Raw genomic sequence first — 20637 nt, forward strand, 5'->3', positions numbered from 1 at the left:
TAATTAATTACATTATGAAGAAGAACCGCAATAAGTCTCTTCCGGGAGGTTTATGGTTAATAAAGAACCGATTAATGATGAGAATGACGATCGTTTTATTATTGTTTTCGTCATTCACGGCAGTGGCTCAGAATGTCACTGTGAAGATGAAGAATAGTTCATTTATCCAAGTTGCTAAAGAAATTCAAAAGCAAACGGAGTTGACTTTTTTGTATAATGATGCAAAAGTAGGTAATATTACGGGATTGAATCCTGATTTCACGAATACGGATGTAAAAGCCGTTTTAGAGTATTGTTTAAAGAATTCAGGACTTACTTTCTCGATCGTGGATAACACGGTGGTGGTTAGTCCCGTGAAATCAACGAACCAACAGCAAGAGAATAAACTTACGGTGGCAGGTAAGATCACGGATCAACAAGGTCTGCCTCTTCCGGGAGTGAATATTATTATCAAAGGAACCACGCTAGGATTCGTGTCAGACGTGGAAGGAAAGTTCACTGCGATTTGTTCACGGGGTGATTCTTTGCTTTTCTCGATGGTCGGTTTCGAGATGCAAACCGTGGCAATTAATAGCGATTCTCCTTTAAACATCAAAATGAAGGAGGCCACGGAGGCATTGGATGAGGTTGTTGTTGTTTCAACAGGTTACACTCGTCTGCCGAAAGAGCGTGCCACCGGTTCATTTAGCGTGGTTACAGCTAAAGAATTGGAAAAACGTCCTAGTCCGAATATCATGAATCGTTTGGAAGGTATTGTTCCGGGAGTTTACGTGGATGTCAAGAATTCGGATATGACTTTTTTGTATGGTTCCGATCGTACGGATGGTTATGTTGATGAGCAGACGAATATTTCCATGAATATCCGGGGAAAAAGTTCTCTTTTGAATACAACAAGGCCTTTACTGGTTGTTGACGGTTTCCCCACGGATATGGAAATGAAGAATATAAATCCCAGCGATGTTGAATCGATTACTTTTTTGAAAGATGCGGCAGCAGCCTCTATCTGGGGGGTACGTGCGGCCAATGGGGTTATTGTTATTGAGACAAAAAAAGGTAAAAAAGGTAAAGGAGGAACAACTGTAAATTTTGGAATGAATGTATCGACTTCCGGTTCCCCTCGTTTTAATACCTTACCGATCATGAATTCTGCCGAAATGATTGATTACGAGAAGGAAATGGTAGAGAAAGGTTATATCACGAGACCCGTGAATTCCGCCTATTCGGCAGGAGCCCCGATTTCACAAGCTGCTAAATTGATTTTGGACGCTAAGGACGGGCTTATTAATCAGGCGGATGCGGATGCCATACTGAATGAATTAGCTGGTCGGGAGGCTTATCGTGATGTGAAAAAGTATCTGTTGCAACCTTCTTTTTCACAGCAATATAATTTATCTTTTAGTGGGGCGTCTGATCAGATGTCTTATTTCCTTTCCGCATCCTATGCAAACGAGAGATCTAATATGAAGGGTGAAGAAGGTGATCGTTTCACGTTGACTTCCAACATGAATTTTAAAATATTGAATTGGGCTACGTTGACCACGGGGTTAAGAGCTACTTTGTTTAATATTAAAAATAATGCTTTAGGACTTTCCATGATACAGGCATCTGGTGGTTTGATCTTATTACCTTATAATCAATTCGTGGATGAAAATGGTAATCGAGTTGATTACTATAAGACGTACAATGAAGATTTTGTAACGGAAAAAGAAACGTTGGGATATAAAAATTGGAAGTATAATTATTTGGACGAATTGGATAACAAAGATGATACCCGTAAAGAGCAAACTTTTGCGATGACTGTGGGATTGAATATTCCAATTCCGGGAGTAAAAGGGTTGTCATTAGACGGACAATTCATGTTTGAAAGGAAGAATACCAAGAATCGTACTTTTGCTAACGAGAATACGTTCGAGGCTAGAGATCTTTATAACACGGCCACGACTTATGATGCAAATACGGGTGCGCTAACAAATAATCTTCCGTGGGGAGGTATCTTGAACGTGACTAATGGTAATTCCCAGAATTACAGTATTCGGGGACAGATCAATTATGATGGGGTTATTGATGAAATTCACCAAATTACAGCATTGGCTGGAATGGAAATCCGTGAGACGAGAGATTGGGCGAATGGGGCTAGATATTATGGTTATAACGAAAAAACACTGATTGCCGGTAGTCAATTGCCGAATCCTTATATAAATATCTGGGGATATAATAGTTACTTGACAGATGCTAGTCCGGAAACCGATTATCAACGGCGATACTTGTCTTATTACGGAAATTTGTCTTATACTTTGATGAATAAATACGTATTGTCTGGAAGTGTGCGTTATGATGATTATAATAATTTTGGTGTTGATCGGAAATACCGGGCAACTCCGATGTGGTCCACCGGATTTTCATGGCATATTGGCCGGGAAGATTTTATCATGGATAATGTAGGATGGTTGAATCAATTGACATTTAGAACGACTTACGGGTATAATGGAAATATTGATCCGGGCCAGTATCCTTTCACGAATATATCGTTATCCACGAGTAATGATGGTTTTACTCAATTACCTTCGTCAAGTATTACTGCCGCAGCCAATCCTTCAATTCGTTGGGAGAAGACAGGTGTATTGAATTTTGGGTTGGATTTTGCCGTATTGAATCATCGTCTTTCCGGTTCTATCGAAGTGTATCGCAAGTATTCGAGAGATTTGTTTGCAGAGTACACGATAAACCCGATATTCGGGGCAAATTCTACCCGATCTTACACACTTACTCGTAATGCTGCTAAGGTGGATGGAAAAGGAGTGGATATTGCTTTGAATGGAATGATTGTACAGAAAAGTGATTTTAATTATAGGGCCAGTTTAACTTTCTCTTATAACACGAATGAAGTAAAATCCTCTCCTTATGAACTATATTCCAGTTTTGCATCTAGTGGAGGAGGAAGTGGTCGTATGATAGAAGGGTATAATATGAATAACTTCTGGGCTACTCGTTGGGCCGGTTTGGATGAAGAGGGAAATGCTCTGGTGTACAATGCGGACGGGGAGATTATAAAATCTACGGAAAATATTACGAATGATGATTTGGTGTATATGGGAACATTGACACCGAAGTACTTTGGTGGATTTTTTAATACGTTCATTTATAAAGGATTGTCTCTTTACGTGGGGATCACCTATAAGTTAGGGTATATTTTCCAGAAACCGACGATTTCACAACAGCCTGCAAGTAGATACGGTGGTGCTAATTATGAAATTAATGAAGATATGGCAAAACGTTGGAGAGAGGCGGGTGATGAGGCTAAAACCGATGTACCCCGTTTGGGAACGGATAACAATAGTTTTCAACGATATAGAGGTGCTGATATTCATGTCCAAAAAGGAGATCATATCCGTTTAAAAGAAATATCGTTGACTTATGAACTCCCGTCTAAATGGGTAAATAAAATCATGCTTGGTAGTGCTAATATCGGGTTTACTGCAACAAACCTGGGATTGATCTGGAAAAAGAATAATGTCGGTATAGATCCTGATTTTATTCCGAACACGAGAGATTTGCGGATGGCGCCGACACCTTCTTATAACTTCTCGTTAAATCTTAATTTCTAAAACGTGATAGATATGAACAAGAAAATATTTAGTGTAATTATAGGGCTTTCCTGTTGTTTCTCCGCTTGTTCCGATTGGGTGGATGTCAAGACTAAAGGATCATTGGTTCCGGAGGAGACTGAAAATTACCGTTACCTGATGAATAACACGGAAAATTTCCGCTGGACACTTTCTTACCATGATGTGGCATCGGATGATATTGATATCTCTGATCCGGCTCAACAAGAGGCGATCTATGAAACGAATAAATTTATCCCGGTATATACTTGGGCCGACGAAATTTATAGCCAGTCTGAAAATGACACGGAGATGAACAAAGTGTACCAGGTTATCTATAATTGTAACGTGGTGATTGATGAGGTGATGGATAGTAAGAACGGGACAAACGAGGAGAAGTTGGAGATTCGGGCTGAGGCTCTTGTACATAGAGCCGAGGCATATTTGACGTTAGTGAACGTGTATGGTGTTCCGTATAATGCAGCAACGGCATCCACGGATCAAGGAGTCCCCTTGTTAACTACCCCTCGTGTAGAAGGGGCTCTGCCACGTGCATCTGTCGAAAAAGTGTACGAGCAAATTTTTAAAGATTTGGATGATGCTTTCGAGTATTTGCCCGATGTGGCAGAATTTAATTTCTATCCGGGTAAATGTGCTATTTATGCATTGCGAGCAAGAGCCTACCTGTTGATGGGTAATTACACGGAGGCGAAAAAGAACGCTCAAGAGGCGCTTAAATTGAAGAGTACGTTGGAAAACCTGAATGACTATGTTGATCTGGCGAGTACAGAGGAAAGTGTGAGAAGGAAAAATTACGTGGAAACATTGAAAGATAAGGAAGTTATTTTTGCTAAAATGCCTGTAACTACATTTTCGATGGCATCATATTCCACGGCTGGCCTTGTGTTAAGTGATAATCTGTTGAATACTTTTGATCAGGAAAAAGATTTGCGTTATTTTTATTTTACTCGTTCCATGATAGATGATTTAGGTATGACTTATTCCGGTCGGGTATATTTTAAGGACAATTATTATCCTTATGACTGGAAAAAGAACGAGGGACGTAACATGGGGCCTTGTGTGCCGGAAATGATGCTAATTGAGGCAGAATGTTGGGCTCGCGAGGGAAATACGACGGAATCCATGAATATTGTGAATAAATTGAGAGAGTATCGTTACGTTGCGGGTGAGGACTATTCGTTGAGTGCCGCAACAGCTAAAGAGGCTTTAGGAAATGTATTACAGGAGCGTCGTAGAGAATTAACGTGTCATGGTTTACGTTGGATGGATCAACGTCGTTTGGCAAATGATCCGGATTTTCTGACACAGACGGTGACTCGGGTATTCAAGGGAACGACTTATACATTAGAACCCGGTGCCGTGCGGTATACTTTCCCAATGGGAGAAAAATATTTGGAAGAAAATCCGGAGATCGGACAAATTAAATAAGAGTTCGTAAGGTTCATAAAGTTATAAGGTTTATAAGGTTCTTTATAAACTTTGTGAACCTTACCAACTTTATAAATTATTAAATCGTATTGTATGAAAAAAATCACGTTGTTAGGAAGTATCGTTGTACTTCTGTTATTTACTTGTGTGGTTAAGGCACAGGATCGTAAACCTTTTCACATTATTCCATTGGTGCCGGTTGCCGGTCAGGATGTGAAGTTCACGTATGATAATTCGCTGACGTCACTGGCTGATGAGGAAACGATTTACGGAACGGTTTATTACTGGGAAAATTTGCGTTGGAGGGCGGAAGATTTGAAGTTGGTGAAGAATGATACAGCATGGGAGGCCACTTGTCGTGTGCCTGAAAATTGTGCGTTGGTATCATGTAAATTTTACGCTGGGGACAAAAAGGATACAGGGGGACGGTCCACGTACACAACAATGACCTTTAACAAGAACGGGCAGAATTTACCGACTGCTTATATGGCGTGGGGAATGTTGCGGAACAAGACGTTGGAGTCTTTACCGGAATATTGTGACGAGGACGCGTATATTGATGATGAAGTTATGCGTTTTTGGCTGAACCAACAGCTTTTGAAAGATCCCGGAGCCCGGAAATACGTATTCTATTATGCGGCGAAGTTGTTGAATAAAATGATGCCGGGAGAAAAACATGAACAGATGTTAGGAGACGTGGATTTTATACTGAATTTACCGGATGTGGATGAAGAGACGTTGTTGAAGGCTCTTGAAGTTGCTAAGAATATCGTGAAAGACAGTACGAAAGCGGCGGCAGTAGAAACCCGGATTTTAAAAGATTACCCGAACGGGATTTTGGCTAGGGACCAAGAGATATGGCGGATTTTCAGAATCATGGATGCCGATGCGAAAGCTCCTGAATTAGACGCTTTCCTGAAACGTTTCCCGACGGAAAAGTTTAAAGATATAGAGACGGAAACATCATCCATGTATCTGGGTAAAATCTTTCAAGCGGTAGTTTATCAGCTCATCATCAAGAAAAATGATTATAGTTTCTTGTACAAGTACCTTCATGATGTTCCCCATCTTTATTTGCTGACTTTCTACTGGCACATGGTACAAGTGCCGTTGAACACGAATCAGAGAACCCCGGAACAGGTGTTACCTTTTGCTAAGGTTATTTACAATGAGGTGATGACTCGTCCTCAAGCAGGAGCTGATCAAGTGTATTCAGAACGGGAGTGGAAGGATTATCTGCTAACGAGGGGAAAAGATATGATTCTGAAGCACGCGTTCGTGTTGGATGCTACCGGTTCTTCTGCCGAGGCATTGGAGTTGATGGAAGAAATTAAAGGGAAATATAATTTCAAATCGGCAGAATATAACAATCAATATGTTCGTTTGTTGGAGAAGAATGGCTATCAATCGATGGTAATTCCCACGATCGTGGCTAGTGTACGGGAAGATGCGGTTACTCCCGAAATGTTGGAAATCTTGCGGAAAGATTACGTGAAACAACATAAAAACGATAAAGATTTTGAGGCTTATGTCAGTTCGTTGAAATCACAAGAGAAACAACAAGAGTTGCAAAAACATTTGCAGGAGACGATGATTAACAAGGATATTGAACTTTTTGCTATGGAAGATCTGGACGGGAAAAAGGTTGATCTTTCGAAGATGAAGGGGAAGATTATCGTGTTGGATTTTTGGGCGACTTGGTGCGCTCCTTGTAAAGCCTCTTTACCGGGAATGCAAATGGCCGTAAATAAGTATAAAAATGATCCGAACGTGGTGTTTTTCTTTATTTCCACGATGGAGACGGCGGCTGATTTTAAAGAACAGATTCGGAAATTCATGAAGGAGCATAATTACACGCTGAAGGTGCTTTGTGATAACGTGAACCCGAAAACGAAAAAGCAGTCGGCTGTTTATGATACTTATTGTAAAGCTTTTAAGTTTTCCGGTATTCCTCATAAAATGATTATTGACGGGAACGGAAAATTGCGTTGGAGTATTGGTGGTTATATGGGAAGTCCTTCGGCTTTGGCAGAGGAAATGAACCTTATGATAGAGATGTTGAAAGCGGAATAATCGGCAAGATTCATTCGATGGGTTAGGATTTAGAACGGGGTGAATGAATCCCTGTCTAAATCCTAATTTTATGTCCTTAATCTAACCGTTTTCAAACTCTGATAATACTGTCGTTTCCTAAAATCGGTTTACACGAATTGATAATAACTAGTTTATAAATTGGCTAGTATTTTTAAAATCCTAGCGTGGTATTACAAATGTATCCAAATTTTTCTGTTGATAGATATCTATCAACAGAAAAAAGTTTTTCTAGAACATGATGAACCTCGTACCATCTTTTTTCTTGTAATATACTTCTGCCGGGGTATTCCAGTTGACACTGGCGTGTAGCCTCTCGTTATTATAAATATCAATAATTTCACTGATCCTTTCCCTGGCTTGCTCTATATCTTTAAACTTCTCCATGTCAATCCACTCTGTTTTCAAAATCCCGTTAACCCTCTCCGCGATGGCGTTGTCATAAGGACTCCCGTCTTGAGTGGTACTGGGCTTGATCCCGTTTGTTTTTAACTTCTTGACGTAATCTCCGGAGCAATACTGGCAACCCCGGTCCGAGTGGTGAATCATGCCTTGGGCTTTTCCCTTCCCGATCCTCTCTAGAGCTTGATCCAACGCGCTCGAGACACCTGTCGTGTCGAGTGTCGCGTGAAGTTCGTGCCCCAGTATGTAACGGGAATAAGCATCCGTGATTAAAGACAAGAAGTCAAAGCCTTCACCGACTTGAATGTAGGTGATGTCACTTACCACCACCTGGTTCTCTCTAGTGATTTTCAAACCTTTCACGCGATTGGGAAACTGGCGGAGCCAACCGGACGAGTCGGTCGTGTAGACCCGTTTCTTCCGGGGTTTGACAAGCAAACCCTTTTCCCCGAGTAACCGGAATACCTTGTCTCGCCCTACCGGAATCCCGCCCTTGTTTAGCATTTGCCAAAGCTTTAAACCGCCCACGCGGGGTTGACGCGAGCGAATCGCGCCTATGACGGCAAGCACCTGATCGTTAATGTAATACATCTCTTTCATGCAGCGAAGATCCTTGTAATACGCTTGGCGGCTGTAGCCCCACTGGGCACAAAGTATCGACACTGTCAAAGTGCCTCCCGGGCTTCCTTCTCCTCGTTGTTCGCTGATGACTTTTCCCCGAAGTTTTTTTTTAGATCAATGCCGTACTCTTCGTGTGCCAAACGGGAAAGGATCTCGTAACCTTCAAGGTGTACTTTCAATAACTGGTTTTCACGGCGTAAACGGGACAATTCTTCCGCCGGGGATTCTCCTACTGGAACAACTTTGTTTAATTTCTTGTCTTTCATCACGTACAAAGGTAAGTCTTTATAATCGTAACGACGAAAGATTTCTGGTTCGAGTTGTTTGCGCCAGACGTCAAAACTCTTGTCCGAGACTTGAAGACGTTCGCAAATGCGAACTTTAGTGCTTTCCTTGAATAAATACTGGCGAACGGCTTCAACACGTTCCTCCATGCTAAAACGACAACGTTTTTTACTTGAATTTACTTCCATTAGTTTACTGTGTTAGGTGTAAACTTTTTTCAGGACGAGACATATTATCCCGGCCCGAGTAAGCCATGTCACCGATTACCGTGTCCACCTCCATCCCGTTCTCCACGCTTCGCTCGACGAGCGGTTCCAGGTATTGCCCGTCCGCCTTCTCTCCCGTGGTTACAAGGGCCGCCGTGATGATCCCGTTGCTAGTCATGGCAACGTGTGTCTTGTAACCGAAAAAGGACTTGTTCACCGCCTTGTGCCCGACCCGGGCCTCCTTGTCAACGGAAAACGAGACGGAATCCTTGACGTCTTCAAGGGTTTCTTCGAGAAGGTTGACTCGCTCGTTCACCAGCGGAAGGGAAGACAGTCCCCCGTGGGAACGAACCCGTTGTACCAAACTCGTGCAAGCCGCCCGGGTTTGCTCCAGCGTTTCCCCGGGGGAAACCGTCGAGAGAATATCGTTGATTTCCCCGGCCGGGAGAGGGGCCTGCCGGATCGTGGATTGAAGGTGACGGAGACGACCTTGCAAGGCAACCCTGGCCGAGTACAAGTTATAACGGGAAAGCGTGTGGGTGGCATCGAGGATTATCGCCTTCCCTTCTAGAACACCGCTGGAGCGGGCAAGACTTACCGTTTTACTCACCAGGAGATCCAGCAAGTTCATGTCTTTTAGACGCTGGCGACGGAAACGGGTCAGCGTGCTGGCATCGAGAACGTCATCCTCGGGGGCTAAACCTAGAAAATACTTGAAAGAAAGATCGTAATGCGAACGATCTACAACGTCAACATCCGAGAGGTCAAAGATCACTTTCAAAAGAAGGTACTTGAAGACCCGGACGGGGTCTATAGCCACGCGACCGTTCGTCTGGCAGTATCTCGAGGATAATTCATCGTAAACAAAAGTGAAGTCCACCAGGTCGTTGAGCTGGCGAAGCTTGTTATCCCGGGGGATCAGTTTATCATACAAGTCGGAATAAACGCTGAAAGAAAGAGAGGTTTGCCGTGGTAACATCATGCATTGTTTTAGACCTCGAAGATAAACTTATTTGAAAAAAGTTAAAAGTAAAAAAATAAATATTTTGGAGAAAGTCCCCCAGAAGGGGACTTTTTCAGTGGCCTCGTTTATAGAGGAGGTGGCCGAAGGCCGGAGGAGTTTATTTTAATGTCTTTTTATTCAATCTCGCTAAGTTCCAGCCAGCGCATTTCCTTTTCGTCCAGCAAATCAATGATCTCGGCAATTCGCTGGGAAGATTTCACCAGTTCGTCCGTATCAAGGGAACCGGAATTTAAGGCTGTTTCCAGCTCTGTTTTTTCCGTGTTCAGTTTTTCCATGTCGGATTCCAGTTGTTGCATTTCCAGTCTTTCCTTGAAAGTCAGTTTACGGACTTTCTCCTTTTCTCTCACGGGCTTGGGAGCGACAGGGATTTTCTTCTCTTCCTGTTTCCGCAGTAGTTCCTCTTCTTCTTTTTTGTTCTTATACTGGGTGTAATTACCGGGGAAGTCTTTCACCACGCCGTCACCCTCGAAAGCGAACACCCGATCCACCACTTTATCCGTGAAGAAACGGTCGTGCGACACGATGATCAGGCAACCTTGGAAAGATTTCAGATAATCTTCCAACACGTTCAGCGTCATGATGTCGAGATCGTTCGTCGGCTCGTCGAGAATCAAGAAGTTGGGGTTGCTCATGAGGACGGTCAGCAGGTAAAGTCTCCGGCGTTCGCCCCCGCTAAGTTTTGCCACGAGGGAATATTGCAGCTTGTCCGGGAAAAGAAAATATTCAAGAAATTGCGATGCCGACATCACCCGTCCGTTACCGAGGTCGATTTTCTCGGAAATGTTTTTCACGATGTCGATCGGGCGATCGTCTTCCTTGAAACTGATCCCGTCCTGTTTGTAATAACCGTAAACCACGGTTTCTCCAATTTCGATGGTTCCGCTGTCCGGCTCGATCTGGCGGGTAATGATATTCAGGAAGGTCGATTTTCCGACCCCGTTTTTCCCGATGATACCGATCTTTTCTCCCCGTACGAATTTGTAGGAGAAATCCCGTAACACGCGGAAATCCCCGTAACTCTTGTTCACGTGTTCCAGTTCGAGAATCTTCTTACCGAGGCGTTGTCCTTTTATATCGAGTTCCAGTTGTTGCTCTGTCGTGTTTTGAGAGGCGACTTCTTTTATTTTATAGAAATTGTCGATCCGGTATTTTGCCTTATGCCCGCGGGCCTGCGGCATCCGGCGCATCCATTCCTGTTCCGTGCGTAGCAGGTTTTTGGCCTTGTCGATCGAGGCGTTGCGGGCCTCTATCCGTTCGTCTCTCTTTTCAAGATAGTAGGAGTAGTTTCCTTCGTAGGCGAATAAACCGAAATCGTCGATCTCAATGATCTTGTCGCACACCCGATCCAGAAAATAACGGTCGTGAGTCACCATGAGTAGCGTGGCATTCGTTTTTTCGAGGTACTCTTCCAGCCATTCGGTCATCTCCACGTCCAAATGGTTCGTCGGCTCGTCAAGGATCAGAAAATCGGGATTGCTGATCAATATTTTGGCCAGCCCGACACGTTTGCGCTGTCCCCCGGATAGCTCCTTGATCCGTTGGCTATACTTGTCAACCTTGAGTTCCGACAGGATTTGTTTCACTTGCGTGTCGTAGTCCCATGCGGCGAGAGCGTCCATTTGCGGGATGAGTTCTTCGAGAGCCGATGCGTCGTTGTCCTTCACGGCTTGCTCGTATGTTTTGATTAATTTCAAGGTCGGGTTCTCCGAGTTGAACACCTCTTCAAACACGTAATTTTCCGGGTTGAGTTCCGGGTCTTGGTCTAGAATACCGATTGAAATGTCATTACGGAAGATCACGGAACCTGTGTCCGCAGAGTCTTTGCCCGCAATGATACGTAACAGGGTGGATTTTCCCATCCCGTTCTTGGCAATTAAAGCTACCTTTTGATTTTTGCCGATTCCAAAAGTTATATTTTCAAACAGGAGTTGTTCCCCGAAACGTTTACTAAGATTTTCGACTTGTAAAAAACTAATCATGCTATATTGTTGATTTGGGATTTCTTGATTTTAGATTTTAGATTCCAGCCGCACGAGGCTTGCACTTTAACTACCCCCTCTAACTCCCCCTTACACAGGAGGAGAACACGCGGCGGCGTTACATCGTAGCGGTTTCTTGCGTTCGTCTCTCCCCCTGTGTAAGGGGGAGTTGGTGGGGGTAGTTGATTTTTCATTCTAAACTTTAAACTCTAAACTTCTTTTAAATCATGGAATTTAAAAAGGCTTTCCGTTTTCCTTCCTCGAAACGTTCGATAGCGTACCGTAACATGGTACGGGGCATTTTCTTGTAGCGAGGGGTGAGATAATCGACTAAAAGTTGTTCATTCTCTTTGCCGATTTCACGGAGAATCCAGCCCACGGCTTTATGGATCAGGTCGTGAGGGTGGTGCTGGAGAAGGTCGGCAATCGCGAGAGCATCCTTGAATTCACCTTGTTTCACGAAGTGCATACAGGAGATCATGGCGATACGCTGTTTCCAGAGGTGATTCTCTTTTGCCCAGTCGTAAAGGAGTTGTTTGTCCTTGTCGAAAAGCCAATGCCCCAAAATCTTGTAACAGCTAAGGTCAACGAGATCCCAGTTGTTGATGGCGTCTACCTGACTCACGTAGAAATTCACGCAAGTCTCTCTGGATGCGTGGTCTTTGAGTTTAGCGTAACGATAGGTTAATGCTAGGAGGGCCGTCAGGCGATACTCGTGGTACGGGGAGGCAAGTAGTTCCCGGAGTGTGTCGAAGTCCGCGTCAAAATGTTTTTTAGCAACGATACGCAAATTCGGAACGACCACCCCGATAAATTGATCCCCTTCACCGTATTCCCCTTTACCCGTTTTGAAGAAACGGGGCAGGAAAGCCGCTTTCGATTCGTCCCGGTATGTATTTATTTCATTTATAATTTCTTTCGTTGAATTTTTCATCTTTCCCTCAGTTCTTTAGTTCTCGGTGTAAAGGTAATTATTGTTAGTAAAAAAGTAGGCGTTGTTATTAAAAAATTGAATAAAAATGGGGGACGTATTCTTTTTAATTGTATTTTTACCACATAATCGAAAAACGTGGATTTATGTCAAAAATTATAGCTATCGCGAACCAAAAGGGGGGTGTTGGAAAGACAACGACGTCTGTAAACTTGGCGGCTAGTTTGGCTGTACTGGAACAGAAAGTGTTGTTGGTTGATGCTGATCCTCAAGGGAACGCGACAACGGGAGTGGGATATGATTTAAAGGAATTGAAGGCGACTATCTACGAATGTCTGGTGGACGGGTTGGAGCCGAAAGAGGCGATCCTGAAGACGGATATTGAGAATTTGTTTTTGTTGCCTTCCAATATAGATTTGGTGGGAGCCGAGTTGGAGATGTTGAATTTCGAGGAGAAAGAGAGTGTAATGGCAAAAGTGTTGGCAAAGGTGAAAGATGACTACGATTATATATTAATCGATTGTTCGCCTTCACTGGGTTTGTTGACCGTGAATTCATTGGCCGCGGCCAATTCGGTGATGATCCCCGTGCAATGCCAGTATTTTGCATTGGAGGGATTGGGTAAGTTATTAAATACGATCAAGATTATCCAGAAACGTCTGAACACGGCTCTGGAAATTGAAGGATTCGTGCTGACCATGTATGACGGGCGTGTCCGCCTGTCGAACCAAGTGGTTGCCGAGGTGCGGAAACATTTCGAGGAGATGGTTTTCGACACGTTGATTCAACAGAACGTGAAATTGGCAGAGGCCCCGAGTTACGGACAACCGGTTATCCTCTACGATGCCGAGTGTCGCGGTTCCGTGAATTATTTGAGTTTGGCAAACGAATTGCTGGAGAAAAACAAGAAATAGTTTAGAATTTAGAAGATTCTGTGATTGCTGATTCAATGATTCAGTGATTAAAAATAGGTGGAAATAGAGCGGGAGGGAAGAAATCACTTAATCTGAAATCATTAAATCACTAAATTAATAGGATCTAAAATTAATAAGAGATGGCGAAAAAGAGTGCATTAGGTAAAGGATTGGGAGCGTTATTGTCGGATGCGGCAGAGGAGGCGAAGCCAAGGGGGACGGCCTCATCGGCGTTACAGGAAGAATTGAAATTGAGTGATATTCGCCCGAATCCGAACCAACCGAGAACCGTTTTCGATGAGGAGGCATTGCAAGAGTTGGCCTCTTCAATCAAGGCTATCGGCATCGTGCAACCCATCACCGTGAGGGAAGTGGAAGACGGGAAGTACGAGATTGTTGCCGGGGAACGTAGGTTCCGGGCATCAAAGATGGCAGGGTTGGAAACTATTCCCGCTTATATTCGTAAGGTGGAAGAAGAGTCCGTGCTTGAATTGGCATTGATTGAAAATATCCAGCGGGAGGATTTGAACGCTATCGAGATTGCAATTTCGTACGAGCGTTTGATTGACGAGTGCAACCTGACACAGGATGCATTGAGCGAACGGGTAGGTAAAAAGAGAACGACGATCTCGAATTATTTGCGTTTGTTGAAGTTGCCCGCCCCGATACAGTTGGCGATCAAGGAACGGAAAATCAGCATGGGGCATGCCCGTGCTATTATTAATATAGAAGATCCGGAAACCCAGTACATGGTTTTTGAACAGATCATGAAATACGATTTCTCCGTGCGAAAAGTCGAGGAAATCGTTCGGGAACTGATGAAACCGGAAGAGGAAAAAGAGAGAAAAGCCGAGAGAAAACGTCAACCTATCGAGGACTACATGGAGTTACAAACTCATCTGGCTCGTTATTTTGACACGAAGGTCGACTTGAAACGGAACGAGAAGGGAAAGGGAAAGATCGTGATTTCTTTTAAATCGGATAGCGATCTGGAGCGAATTGTTGAATTATTGGATAAGGTGGATAAGAAATAAACTTTATAGTGAGAAGTATTTTAGTGAAAATAGTTTTGATTATCCCGGTTTTGCTTATTTGTACGGGAGTAACGGCGTCGGAGTATCGTTCGGATTTCCCTGTATTCTTGCAAGACACGATCATTCACACGGATTCCTTGACGTTCACGGGAAAAGAGGAAGTGTTGAAAAGTAAAGCGAGAAAAAGAGATAACGGTAAACCCCATTCCCCGCATCGGGCAACGATCATGGCGATGGTATTACCGGGTTCCGGACAGATTTATAACCGTCAATGGTGGAAGTTACCGATCTTGTACGGGGGTATCGGGGCTACCGTGTACGGGTTGTCGTGGAACATGAAGTATTACAAGAAATACCGTACTGCATTCGTGGATTACACGGCTTATCTGAACGCTTTGGAGGCCGATCCGGAAACGCCTTACCCGGCCAATTCCAGTTGGGATAAATTGATGTTACCGGGTAAAACGGCAGAGAATTACAATGCATCCATGCAAAAGCGTTTACAAGAGCAGTTGAAAACAAAGAAAGATAATTATAAACGGAATCGGGACTTATTGTATATCGTGTCGGGTGCTATATATGCGATACAAATTATTGATGCTACGGTATTTGCCCATTTTTATGATTTCGAGATTAATGACGATTTGTCTATGAATCTTCGTCCCTCAACCGGATTTTCTCCCGTCAGCGGGGGAACCGTGGGTTTAACATTAACTTTTAATTTTTAAAGGAATAACCATGCGTTTTGTGTTTTTGTGGCTATGTGCGATTTTATTTTCAGGTGTAGTATATGGTGAGAGTGATCGGGATTCGTTGAAAGTACGATTGGGTGCGCCCCGGTTAAATTTAGGGGCACCGGTATTGTTGACAGATTCTATTCCGGGAGCTTTTATCGAGCGATTGGATGAATTATACAGTAAATGGTACGTTTCCAGATTGGAGGAAGGCAATTACGTGGATTCGGTGTACCTGACCGAAATGGTGACCGGGCCGGCTGTTCCGGATTCGGTGTATTTACAACGCTTGGATAAATTAAATTCAGCGATAAAGCTTTCCTACAATGATATTGTACGGAATTATATTGAATTATATACCGTGAGACGTCGAGCCCAAGTGGGAACGATGTTGGGACTGAGTTCCTATTATTTCCCTATTTTTGAAGAAGTGTTGGATCGGGAGGGATTGCCGCAGGAGTTGAAATACTTGCCCGTGATTGAAAGTGCTTTGAACCCGCGGGCATTTTCCCGTGCGGGGGCCTGTGGCTTGTGGCAGTTTATGTACGGAACAGGGAAGATGTACAAGTTGGAAATAAATTCTTTTATTGACGAACGCCGTGATCCGGTAAAATCCACGGAGGCTGCCGTTTGTTTCTTGAAAGATTTGTATAAGATTTACGAAGATTGGATTCTGGTGATCGCGGCTTACAACTGCGGACCGGGTAACGTGAACAAGGCCATACGACGGTCGGGAAGTAAAAAGAATTATTGGGATATTTATTTCCATTTGCCGAAGGAGACGCGTGGCTACGTGCCGGCTTTTATCGCTGCCATGTACACGTTCAGTTACCATAAAGAGCATAATATTTTCCCGTTAGAGAATGAGTTGCCCACGATGTGTGACACGATCATGATTTCCGATGCCTTGCATTTCGAGCAGGTGGCCAAATTGATGGATATATCCGTGGAACAAATTCGGGATTTGAACCCGCAATACCGTTCAGATATCGTGCCTGCCGGATTCGGGAAGAGTTACGCTTTGCAGGTTCCTTATAATCATGTTGGAGAGTTTATTGATAAACAAGATACGATCTTTGCTTATAACCGGACGACTTATTTTAATGATAGTGACCGTACGGCCGATCCGAAGAATCGTTTCAAGAAATACGCTCATGCCCATGCTGTCCCCAGCAATAAAGCCAAATTGGTTTACACGGTGAAAAGCGGGGACGTGATTGGGAAGATTGCCGAAAAATTTAACGTGCGTTTATCCGATTTGAAGTATTGGAACGGGATGACGAAAGACCGAATTAATATCGGGCAGAAACTTACGGTTTACGTGCCGAATAATAAGGTTGACTACTATAAGTCCAAAGTAAATGCCAAATATGCCGGAGTTGCCGCAAATGCCGAGGTCGAGGCAGAACCTTTAACAGAAGGCGAGTTCTTCTACTACACGATCAAGCGAGGCGAGAATCTGTGGTCGATTGCTAAGAAATATCCGGGCGTGTCGAACCGGGACATCATGAAATGGAACGGGTTGACCGACCGATCGGCAAAGAATCTAAAACCGGGACAAAAGTTAAAGATTAAGATTTAATAGTAGAGAATGTGAGATTTTATCTATAAACAGTCAGAGGAAATTTCTTCTGACTGTTTTTTTTATGAGATCATCTCATTTTTGCGGTTTGGAAATTAGGTGATTTCAATCTTGCAATGGCGATGGGCTATCTTTCTGTAAGCACGAGAGAGGTGATGTTTGTATAAAAATAGTTATAAATTTCACTATATAGCATTTGTTTAGTAAAATATATTGTACCTTTGTGAAAATTATAGGTAGAAATTCTCTATAAAAGTTATGAAGATGGGTGTATGTGTAAAATTAAAAATGCTTGTGAGTGCCATGTGTGTGGTTATTCTACTAGCGATGATAGGGTGTAAAAAGGAGATGTATACTCCTGATGAACCTGTGGTTGATCCCGAAAACGTGTTCGATTTCTCGACAAGGGAAAAATACATGTTGCATGTAAAATATGATGTTCCCGAAAATTATAAGGTGTATTTTGAAGTATACACGAAGGATCCGGAACAGTTAGATGCCGACGGACAGGTGGTGAAAAGAGATATAGAGCCTGTTGACGTCGGGTTTACGGATGGAAATGGGGAATATAATCATAAAATAGAGGTTCCCGCAACGGCAAAATACTTGTATATTTATAGTCCTTATGCGGGAGTGCCACGGGTGTTGGTAGCCGAAATTAAGGATGGAGTTTTGTCGGAAGCTGCCTATCCGGACGAGATTGAAGGGGCGAGGTCTATGCTTGGGCGTGCCGGTGATGGCGATTATAAAAATGAGGCTTACAATACGATTACAGGGAAGAAGTTGAGCCGTTTGGGGTATTGGAAGAACGCTAAAGGAGCTTATTCATTGAAGGGAGTCACTTATGATCTTTACGGGCGTCCGGATTATACGAAGGTGGGAGACCGGATAACTGTGTCAAGAGATATATTGAATTTGATAAATCAGACGGTACCGGAAGGTGGAAAGGTGGACCCAAGCTTAATAAGAAATGGGGATATACGTGTAACTAAAAAAGCACATATTGATTTATTTTTAATAGATGAGACAACATCGGCTAACAATACGTTGGCTTATTATTGTTATGAAACCAATAATCCCCCGAAGAAAGAGGTTGATATTAAAGTAAATGATATTGTTATTGCTTTTCCTAATGCCAAGGTTTTGAAACGACATGATTATGAACCTAAAGGAAATAATGGTGCATTGGAAAGAGGGGAAGGAGTTCGTTTACATTATTATAAAGACGGAAAAGATATGGGAGAAGAATTCCCAGAAGGAGTTTCTATCGGTTGGATTATTTATAATCAGGCTTATAGGACAGCTGTGAATGGTAATGCTTTGAATACTGGAGTAAAACACTATTTTGCGGATAAGGATTTGAATGGAAACGGAAAAGGGAATGTGGTTTTATTCAGAAGTGGGGAAAAAGTGATGTTTGGTTTTGAGGATTGGAATGGCGATTATGATTACAATGATGTTGTTTTTTACGTGAAGGCAGATCCGATAGAGGCGATTACTCCGGATATACCTGATGTGAAACCGACGGATCCGGATGATTCGGATATTGTTGCGGAAGTAACTTATCGGGGAATATTGACTTTTGAAGATTTGTGGCCATACCGGGGTGATTTTGATATGAATGACGTGGTGGTTGAATACGAGTCGACAGTTGGTTACAATCAGGCAAATGAGGTGCTTCGCACGATTGATAATTATACGATATTGTGGTCAGGAGCTAGTTATGATAACAGCTTTGCTTATCAATTGGAGGCATTACGTGGAGAGGTGGAAGTGGAGATTTCTTCGTCTTTGGCCGGAAATGGAGGGGCTTTCGTGGACCCAGAAGTTGATCGTGCTACTATTCGTTTGGCGAATAACGTGCGGGCATACGCTAATGAAGATGAAAAGGTGACATTCAAGGTCGTGACGAAATACACCGGACGTAAGATTAACAAGGAGGATTTCGTGTTACCACCTTATAATCCTTTTATCACGACAAGTTCATTGGATAAAGAGGTGCATTTAACAAATATGCGGCCGACAGAGAAGTTGAATAAGGACAATTTGGGGTATGGGAATGATAAATCGGATCCGAGTTCCAATCTTTATTATGTCACCTATGACGAGAATGGCCAACAGATGCCGTTTGCCATTAATATCGTTTATGAGAACAAAGAGGATTTGAATAATTTCGTGATTCCGAAAGAAAAAAGGCATATTGATACTTATTACCCAAAATTCTTGAATTGGGTAAAGACAAAAGGAAAAGAAGATGCTGATTGGTATTTACATCCTAGTGATAAATAAAAAAAACTCCGAGATTTCTCGGAGTTTTTTATTCTTATCTGCGATGTAACAATACAATGTTTTCCACGTGATGCGTGTGGGGGAACATATCTACCGCTTGAACGGCCATTACTTTATAGTCTGCATCCATGAGTGCCAAATCTCGTGCTTGGGTGGCAGAATTACAGCTCACGTAAACGATTCGATCGGGAGCGGCTTTTAATATAGTATCCACGACATCTTTGTGCATTCCGGCACGAGGTGGGTCCGTGATGATCACGTCGGGGTGACCGTGGCGACGGATAAACTCTTCGTTCAGCACGTCTTTCATATCTCCGGCGTAGAATACCGTGTTGTGGATATTGTTGAGTGCCGAATTGATTTTGGCATCTTCAATGGCTTCCGGGACGTATTCGATACCGATAACTTTTTGGGCATTGCGAGCCACGAAGTTGGCAATGGTTCCGGTTCCGGTGTAAAGGTCGTACACGGTTTCCTTTCCGGTCAATCCTGCCAGCTCTCTTGTTTTCGCATACAGGTTATAGGCCTGTTCGGAGTTGGTTTGGTAGAAGGATTTCGGACCGATCTTGAATTTTAAATCTTCCATCTGTTCGAAGATGTGGTCGTTCCCGTGGAAACAGATCACTTCTTGATCGGTGATCGTGTCGTTCATCTTTTCATTGATGACATACATTAAGGAGGTGATTTCGGGGAATTGTTGCACGATAGCATTCAATAGACCTTCCCGTGCCTCCCGATTTTCTTCCCCAAACGTAACGATGACCATAACTTCTCCCGTGGAAGAGGTGCGGATGATAAGAGTACGTAAGAATCCGGCCTGTTCACGAATATCATAAAAACTTAATTCATGTTCGATAGCGTACTCCCGAATAAAGTTACGAACGCCATTTGAAGGTTCGGCCTGCAAATAACATTTCTCGATATCAATAACTTTGTCAAATAAACCGGGAACGTGAAAGCCTACTGCCGGGGTACGGTCTATATCCTGACCGTTGGCAATTTCTTCCCGTGTCAGAAAGCGTTTGTTACAGAAGGTGTATTCCAGCTTATTTCGGTAGTAGGTAGTTTTGGGTGAACCGATGATCGGGGATACGTTTTGTAGTTCTACCTTACCGATTCTTTGCAGGTTGTCGATGATTTCCTGTTGTTTGAACTCGGTTTGTAATTGATAAGGCAGGTTTTGCCATTTGCATCCGCCACATATTCCGAAGTGCGAACAAAAGGGTTCCGTGCGGATGTCGGAGTATTTCCGTACGTTAACAATAAAGCCTTCCAGGAAACTTTTACGTTTCCGGGTGACCTGTACGTCAACGATGTCACCGGGTACGGTGTTCGGTACGAATAATACCTTTTCATCCACGTAAGCGATGGATTTTCCTTCCGCGGCTATTTTTTTTATTTCGATATTTTCCAGTAAGGGCTTTTTACCACGAGCCATATTAATTTTAGATTTTAAATTTTAGATCTGATCAATGAAGTGATTTCATGATTTTT

General features: G+C 43.1%; 14 protein-coding genes. 8 read left to right on the top strand and 6 right to left on the bottom strand.

Annotated elements, in window-relative coordinates:
• The first annotated feature begins 14 nt into the window (after positions 1-14).
• The 3 genes from AB5542_RS09335 to AB5542_RS09345 all read left to right on the top strand — a co-directional run bounded on the left by AB5542_RS09335 (position 15) and on the right by AB5542_RS09345 (position 7124).
• Entirely contained in the window at positions 15-3605 is a 3591-nt protein-coding gene (locus AB5542_RS09335; RefSeq protein WP_340279254.1) for a SusC/RagA family TonB-linked outer membrane protein, read from the top strand.
• 12 nt (positions 3606-3617) lie between these two features.
• Positions 3618-5051 (top strand): RagB/SusD family nutrient uptake outer membrane protein, encoded by a 1434-nt coding sequence (locus AB5542_RS09340; protein ID WP_279038043.1) that lies wholly within the window; start codon positions 3618-3620, stop codon positions 5049-5051.
• Positions 5052-5144: 93 nt separating this feature from the next.
• Complete coding sequence (locus AB5542_RS09345) at positions 5145-7124, top strand: TlpA family protein disulfide reductase (protein WP_279038046.1); 1980 nt, start codon at positions 5145-5147, stop codon at positions 7122-7124.
• A 249-nt stretch (positions 7125-7373) separates the two neighbouring features.
• Here the strand turns inward: AB5542_RS09345 and AB5542_RS09350 are convergent, their stop codons facing one another.
• The 5 genes from AB5542_RS09350 to AB5542_RS09370 form a co-directional block, all read right to left on the bottom strand.
• Positions 7374-8207 carry an IS3 family transposase gene (locus tag AB5542_RS09350; RefSeq protein ID WP_279038082.1) on the bottom strand — a complete coding sequence of 278 codons (834 nt, stop codon included), beginning with the start codon at positions 8205-8207 and terminating at the stop codon, positions 7374-7376.
• A 2-nt stretch (positions 8208-8209) separates the two neighbouring features.
• The gene (locus AB5542_RS09355) at positions 8210-8638 is read right to left on the bottom strand and encodes a transposase (protein WP_279038049.1); all 429 of its coding nucleotides are present in this window, start codon (positions 8636-8638) and stop codon (positions 8210-8212) included.
• 4 nt (positions 8639-8642) lie between these two features.
• Positions 8643-9635 (bottom strand): transposase, encoded by a 993-nt coding sequence (locus AB5542_RS09360; RefSeq protein WP_279038052.1) that lies wholly within the window; start codon positions 9633-9635, stop codon positions 8643-8645.
• A 158-nt stretch (positions 9636-9793) separates the two neighbouring features.
• Positions 9794-11659 (bottom strand): ribosomal protection-like ABC-F family protein, encoded by a 1866-nt coding sequence (gene abc-f, locus AB5542_RS09365; protein WP_279038054.1) that lies wholly within the window; start codon positions 11657-11659, stop codon positions 9794-9796.
• Between the two features lie 220 nt (positions 11660-11879).
• Positions 11880-12593, bottom strand: coding sequence for a DNA alkylation repair protein (locus tag AB5542_RS09370; RefSeq protein ID WP_279038057.1), 714 nt, complete (start codon positions 12591-12593; stop codon positions 11880-11882).
• A gap of 143 nt (positions 12594-12736) precedes the next feature.
• Between AB5542_RS09370 and AB5542_RS09375 the strand changes: the two genes are divergently transcribed.
• The 5 genes from AB5542_RS09375 (at position 12737) to AB5542_RS09395 (ending at position 19143) form a co-directional block, all read left to right on the top strand.
• Positions 12737-13504: a ParA family protein gene (locus AB5542_RS09375; RefSeq protein WP_087422340.1), complete on the top strand. Its 768-nt coding sequence runs from the start codon at positions 12737-12739 to the stop codon at positions 13502-13504.
• Positions 13505-13644: 140 nt separating this feature from the next.
• Complete coding sequence (locus AB5542_RS09380) at positions 13645-14538, top strand: ParB/RepB/Spo0J family partition protein (RefSeq protein WP_279038060.1); 894 nt, start codon at positions 13645-13647, stop codon at positions 14536-14538.
• Positions 14539-14546: 8 nt separating this feature from the next.
• A complete protein-coding gene (locus AB5542_RS09385) occupies positions 14547-15266 on the top strand; it encodes a DUF5683 domain-containing protein (protein WP_229782412.1) in 720 nt (239 codons plus the stop codon).
• 10 nt (positions 15267-15276) lie between these two features.
• On the top strand, positions 15277-16854 hold the full coding sequence (locus AB5542_RS09390) for a lytic transglycosylase domain-containing protein (RefSeq protein WP_279038063.1): 1578 nt from the start codon (positions 15277-15279) through the stop codon (positions 16852-16854).
• A 264-nt stretch (positions 16855-17118) separates the two neighbouring features.
• On the top strand, positions 17119-19143 hold the full coding sequence (locus AB5542_RS09395) for an LruC domain-containing protein (protein ID WP_279038066.1): 2025 nt from the start codon (positions 17119-17121) through the stop codon (positions 19141-19143).
• A gap of 34 nt (positions 19144-19177) precedes the next feature.
• On the opposite strand, the gene rlmD is transcribed toward AB5542_RS09395, so the two are convergent.
• The gene (rlmD, locus tag AB5542_RS09400) at positions 19178-20581 is read right to left on the bottom strand and encodes a 23S rRNA (uracil(1939)-C(5))-methyltransferase RlmD (RefSeq protein WP_279038068.1); all 1404 of its coding nucleotides are present in this window, start codon (positions 20579-20581) and stop codon (positions 19178-19180) included.
• Positions 20582-20637 lie beyond the last annotated feature (56 nt).

It is taken from the genome of Butyricimonas sp. RTP31003st1_G1_RTP31003_210430 (genome assembly GCF_040920905.1).
GTDB lineage: Bacteria > Bacteroidota > Bacteroidia > Bacteroidales > Marinifilaceae > Butyricimonas > Butyricimonas paravirosa.

What these genes read in the sequence shown, in the direction of transcription:
- AB5542_RS09335 (WP_340279254.1), top strand. Translation starts at nt 15, where the DNA reads ATGAAGAAGAACCGCAATAAGTCTCTTCCGGGAGGTTTATGGTTAATA.
- AB5542_RS09340 (WP_279038043.1), top strand. Translation starts at nt 3,618, where the DNA reads ATGAACAAGAAAATATTTAGTGTAATTATAGGGCTTTCCTGTTGTTTC.
- AB5542_RS09345 (WP_279038046.1), top strand. Translation starts at nt 5,145, where the DNA reads ATGAAAAAAATCACGTTGTTAGGAAGTATCGTTGTACTTCTGTTATTT.
- AB5542_RS09355 (WP_279038049.1), bottom strand. Translation starts at nt 8,638, where the DNA reads ATGGAAGTAAATTCAAGTAAAAAACGTTGTCGTTTTAGCATGGAGGAA.
- AB5542_RS09360 (WP_279038052.1), bottom strand. Translation starts at nt 9,635, where the DNA reads ATGTTACCACGGCAAACCTCTCTTTCTTTCAGCGTTTATTCCGACTTG.
- abc-f (WP_279038054.1), bottom strand. Translation starts at nt 11,659, where the DNA reads ATGATTAGTTTTTTACAAGTCGAAAATCTTAGTAAACGTTTCGGGGAA.
- AB5542_RS09370 (WP_279038057.1), bottom strand. Translation starts at nt 12,593, where the DNA reads ATGAAAAATTCAACGAAAGAAATTATAAATGAAATAAATACATACCGG.
- AB5542_RS09375 (WP_087422340.1), top strand. Translation starts at nt 12,737, where the DNA reads ATGTCAAAAATTATAGCTATCGCGAACCAAAAGGGGGGTGTTGGAAAG.
- AB5542_RS09380 (WP_279038060.1), top strand. Translation starts at nt 13,645, where the DNA reads ATGGCGAAAAAGAGTGCATTAGGTAAAGGATTGGGAGCGTTATTGTCG.
- AB5542_RS09390 (WP_279038063.1), top strand. Translation starts at nt 15,277, where the DNA reads ATGCGTTTTGTGTTTTTGTGGCTATGTGCGATTTTATTTTCAGGTGTA.
- AB5542_RS09395 (WP_279038066.1), top strand. Translation starts at nt 17,119, where the DNA reads ATGGGTGTATGTGTAAAATTAAAAATGCTTGTGAGTGCCATGTGTGTG.
- rlmD (WP_279038068.1), bottom strand. Translation starts at nt 20,581, where the DNA reads ATGGCTCGTGGTAAAAAGCCCTTACTGGAAAATATCGAAATAAAAAAA.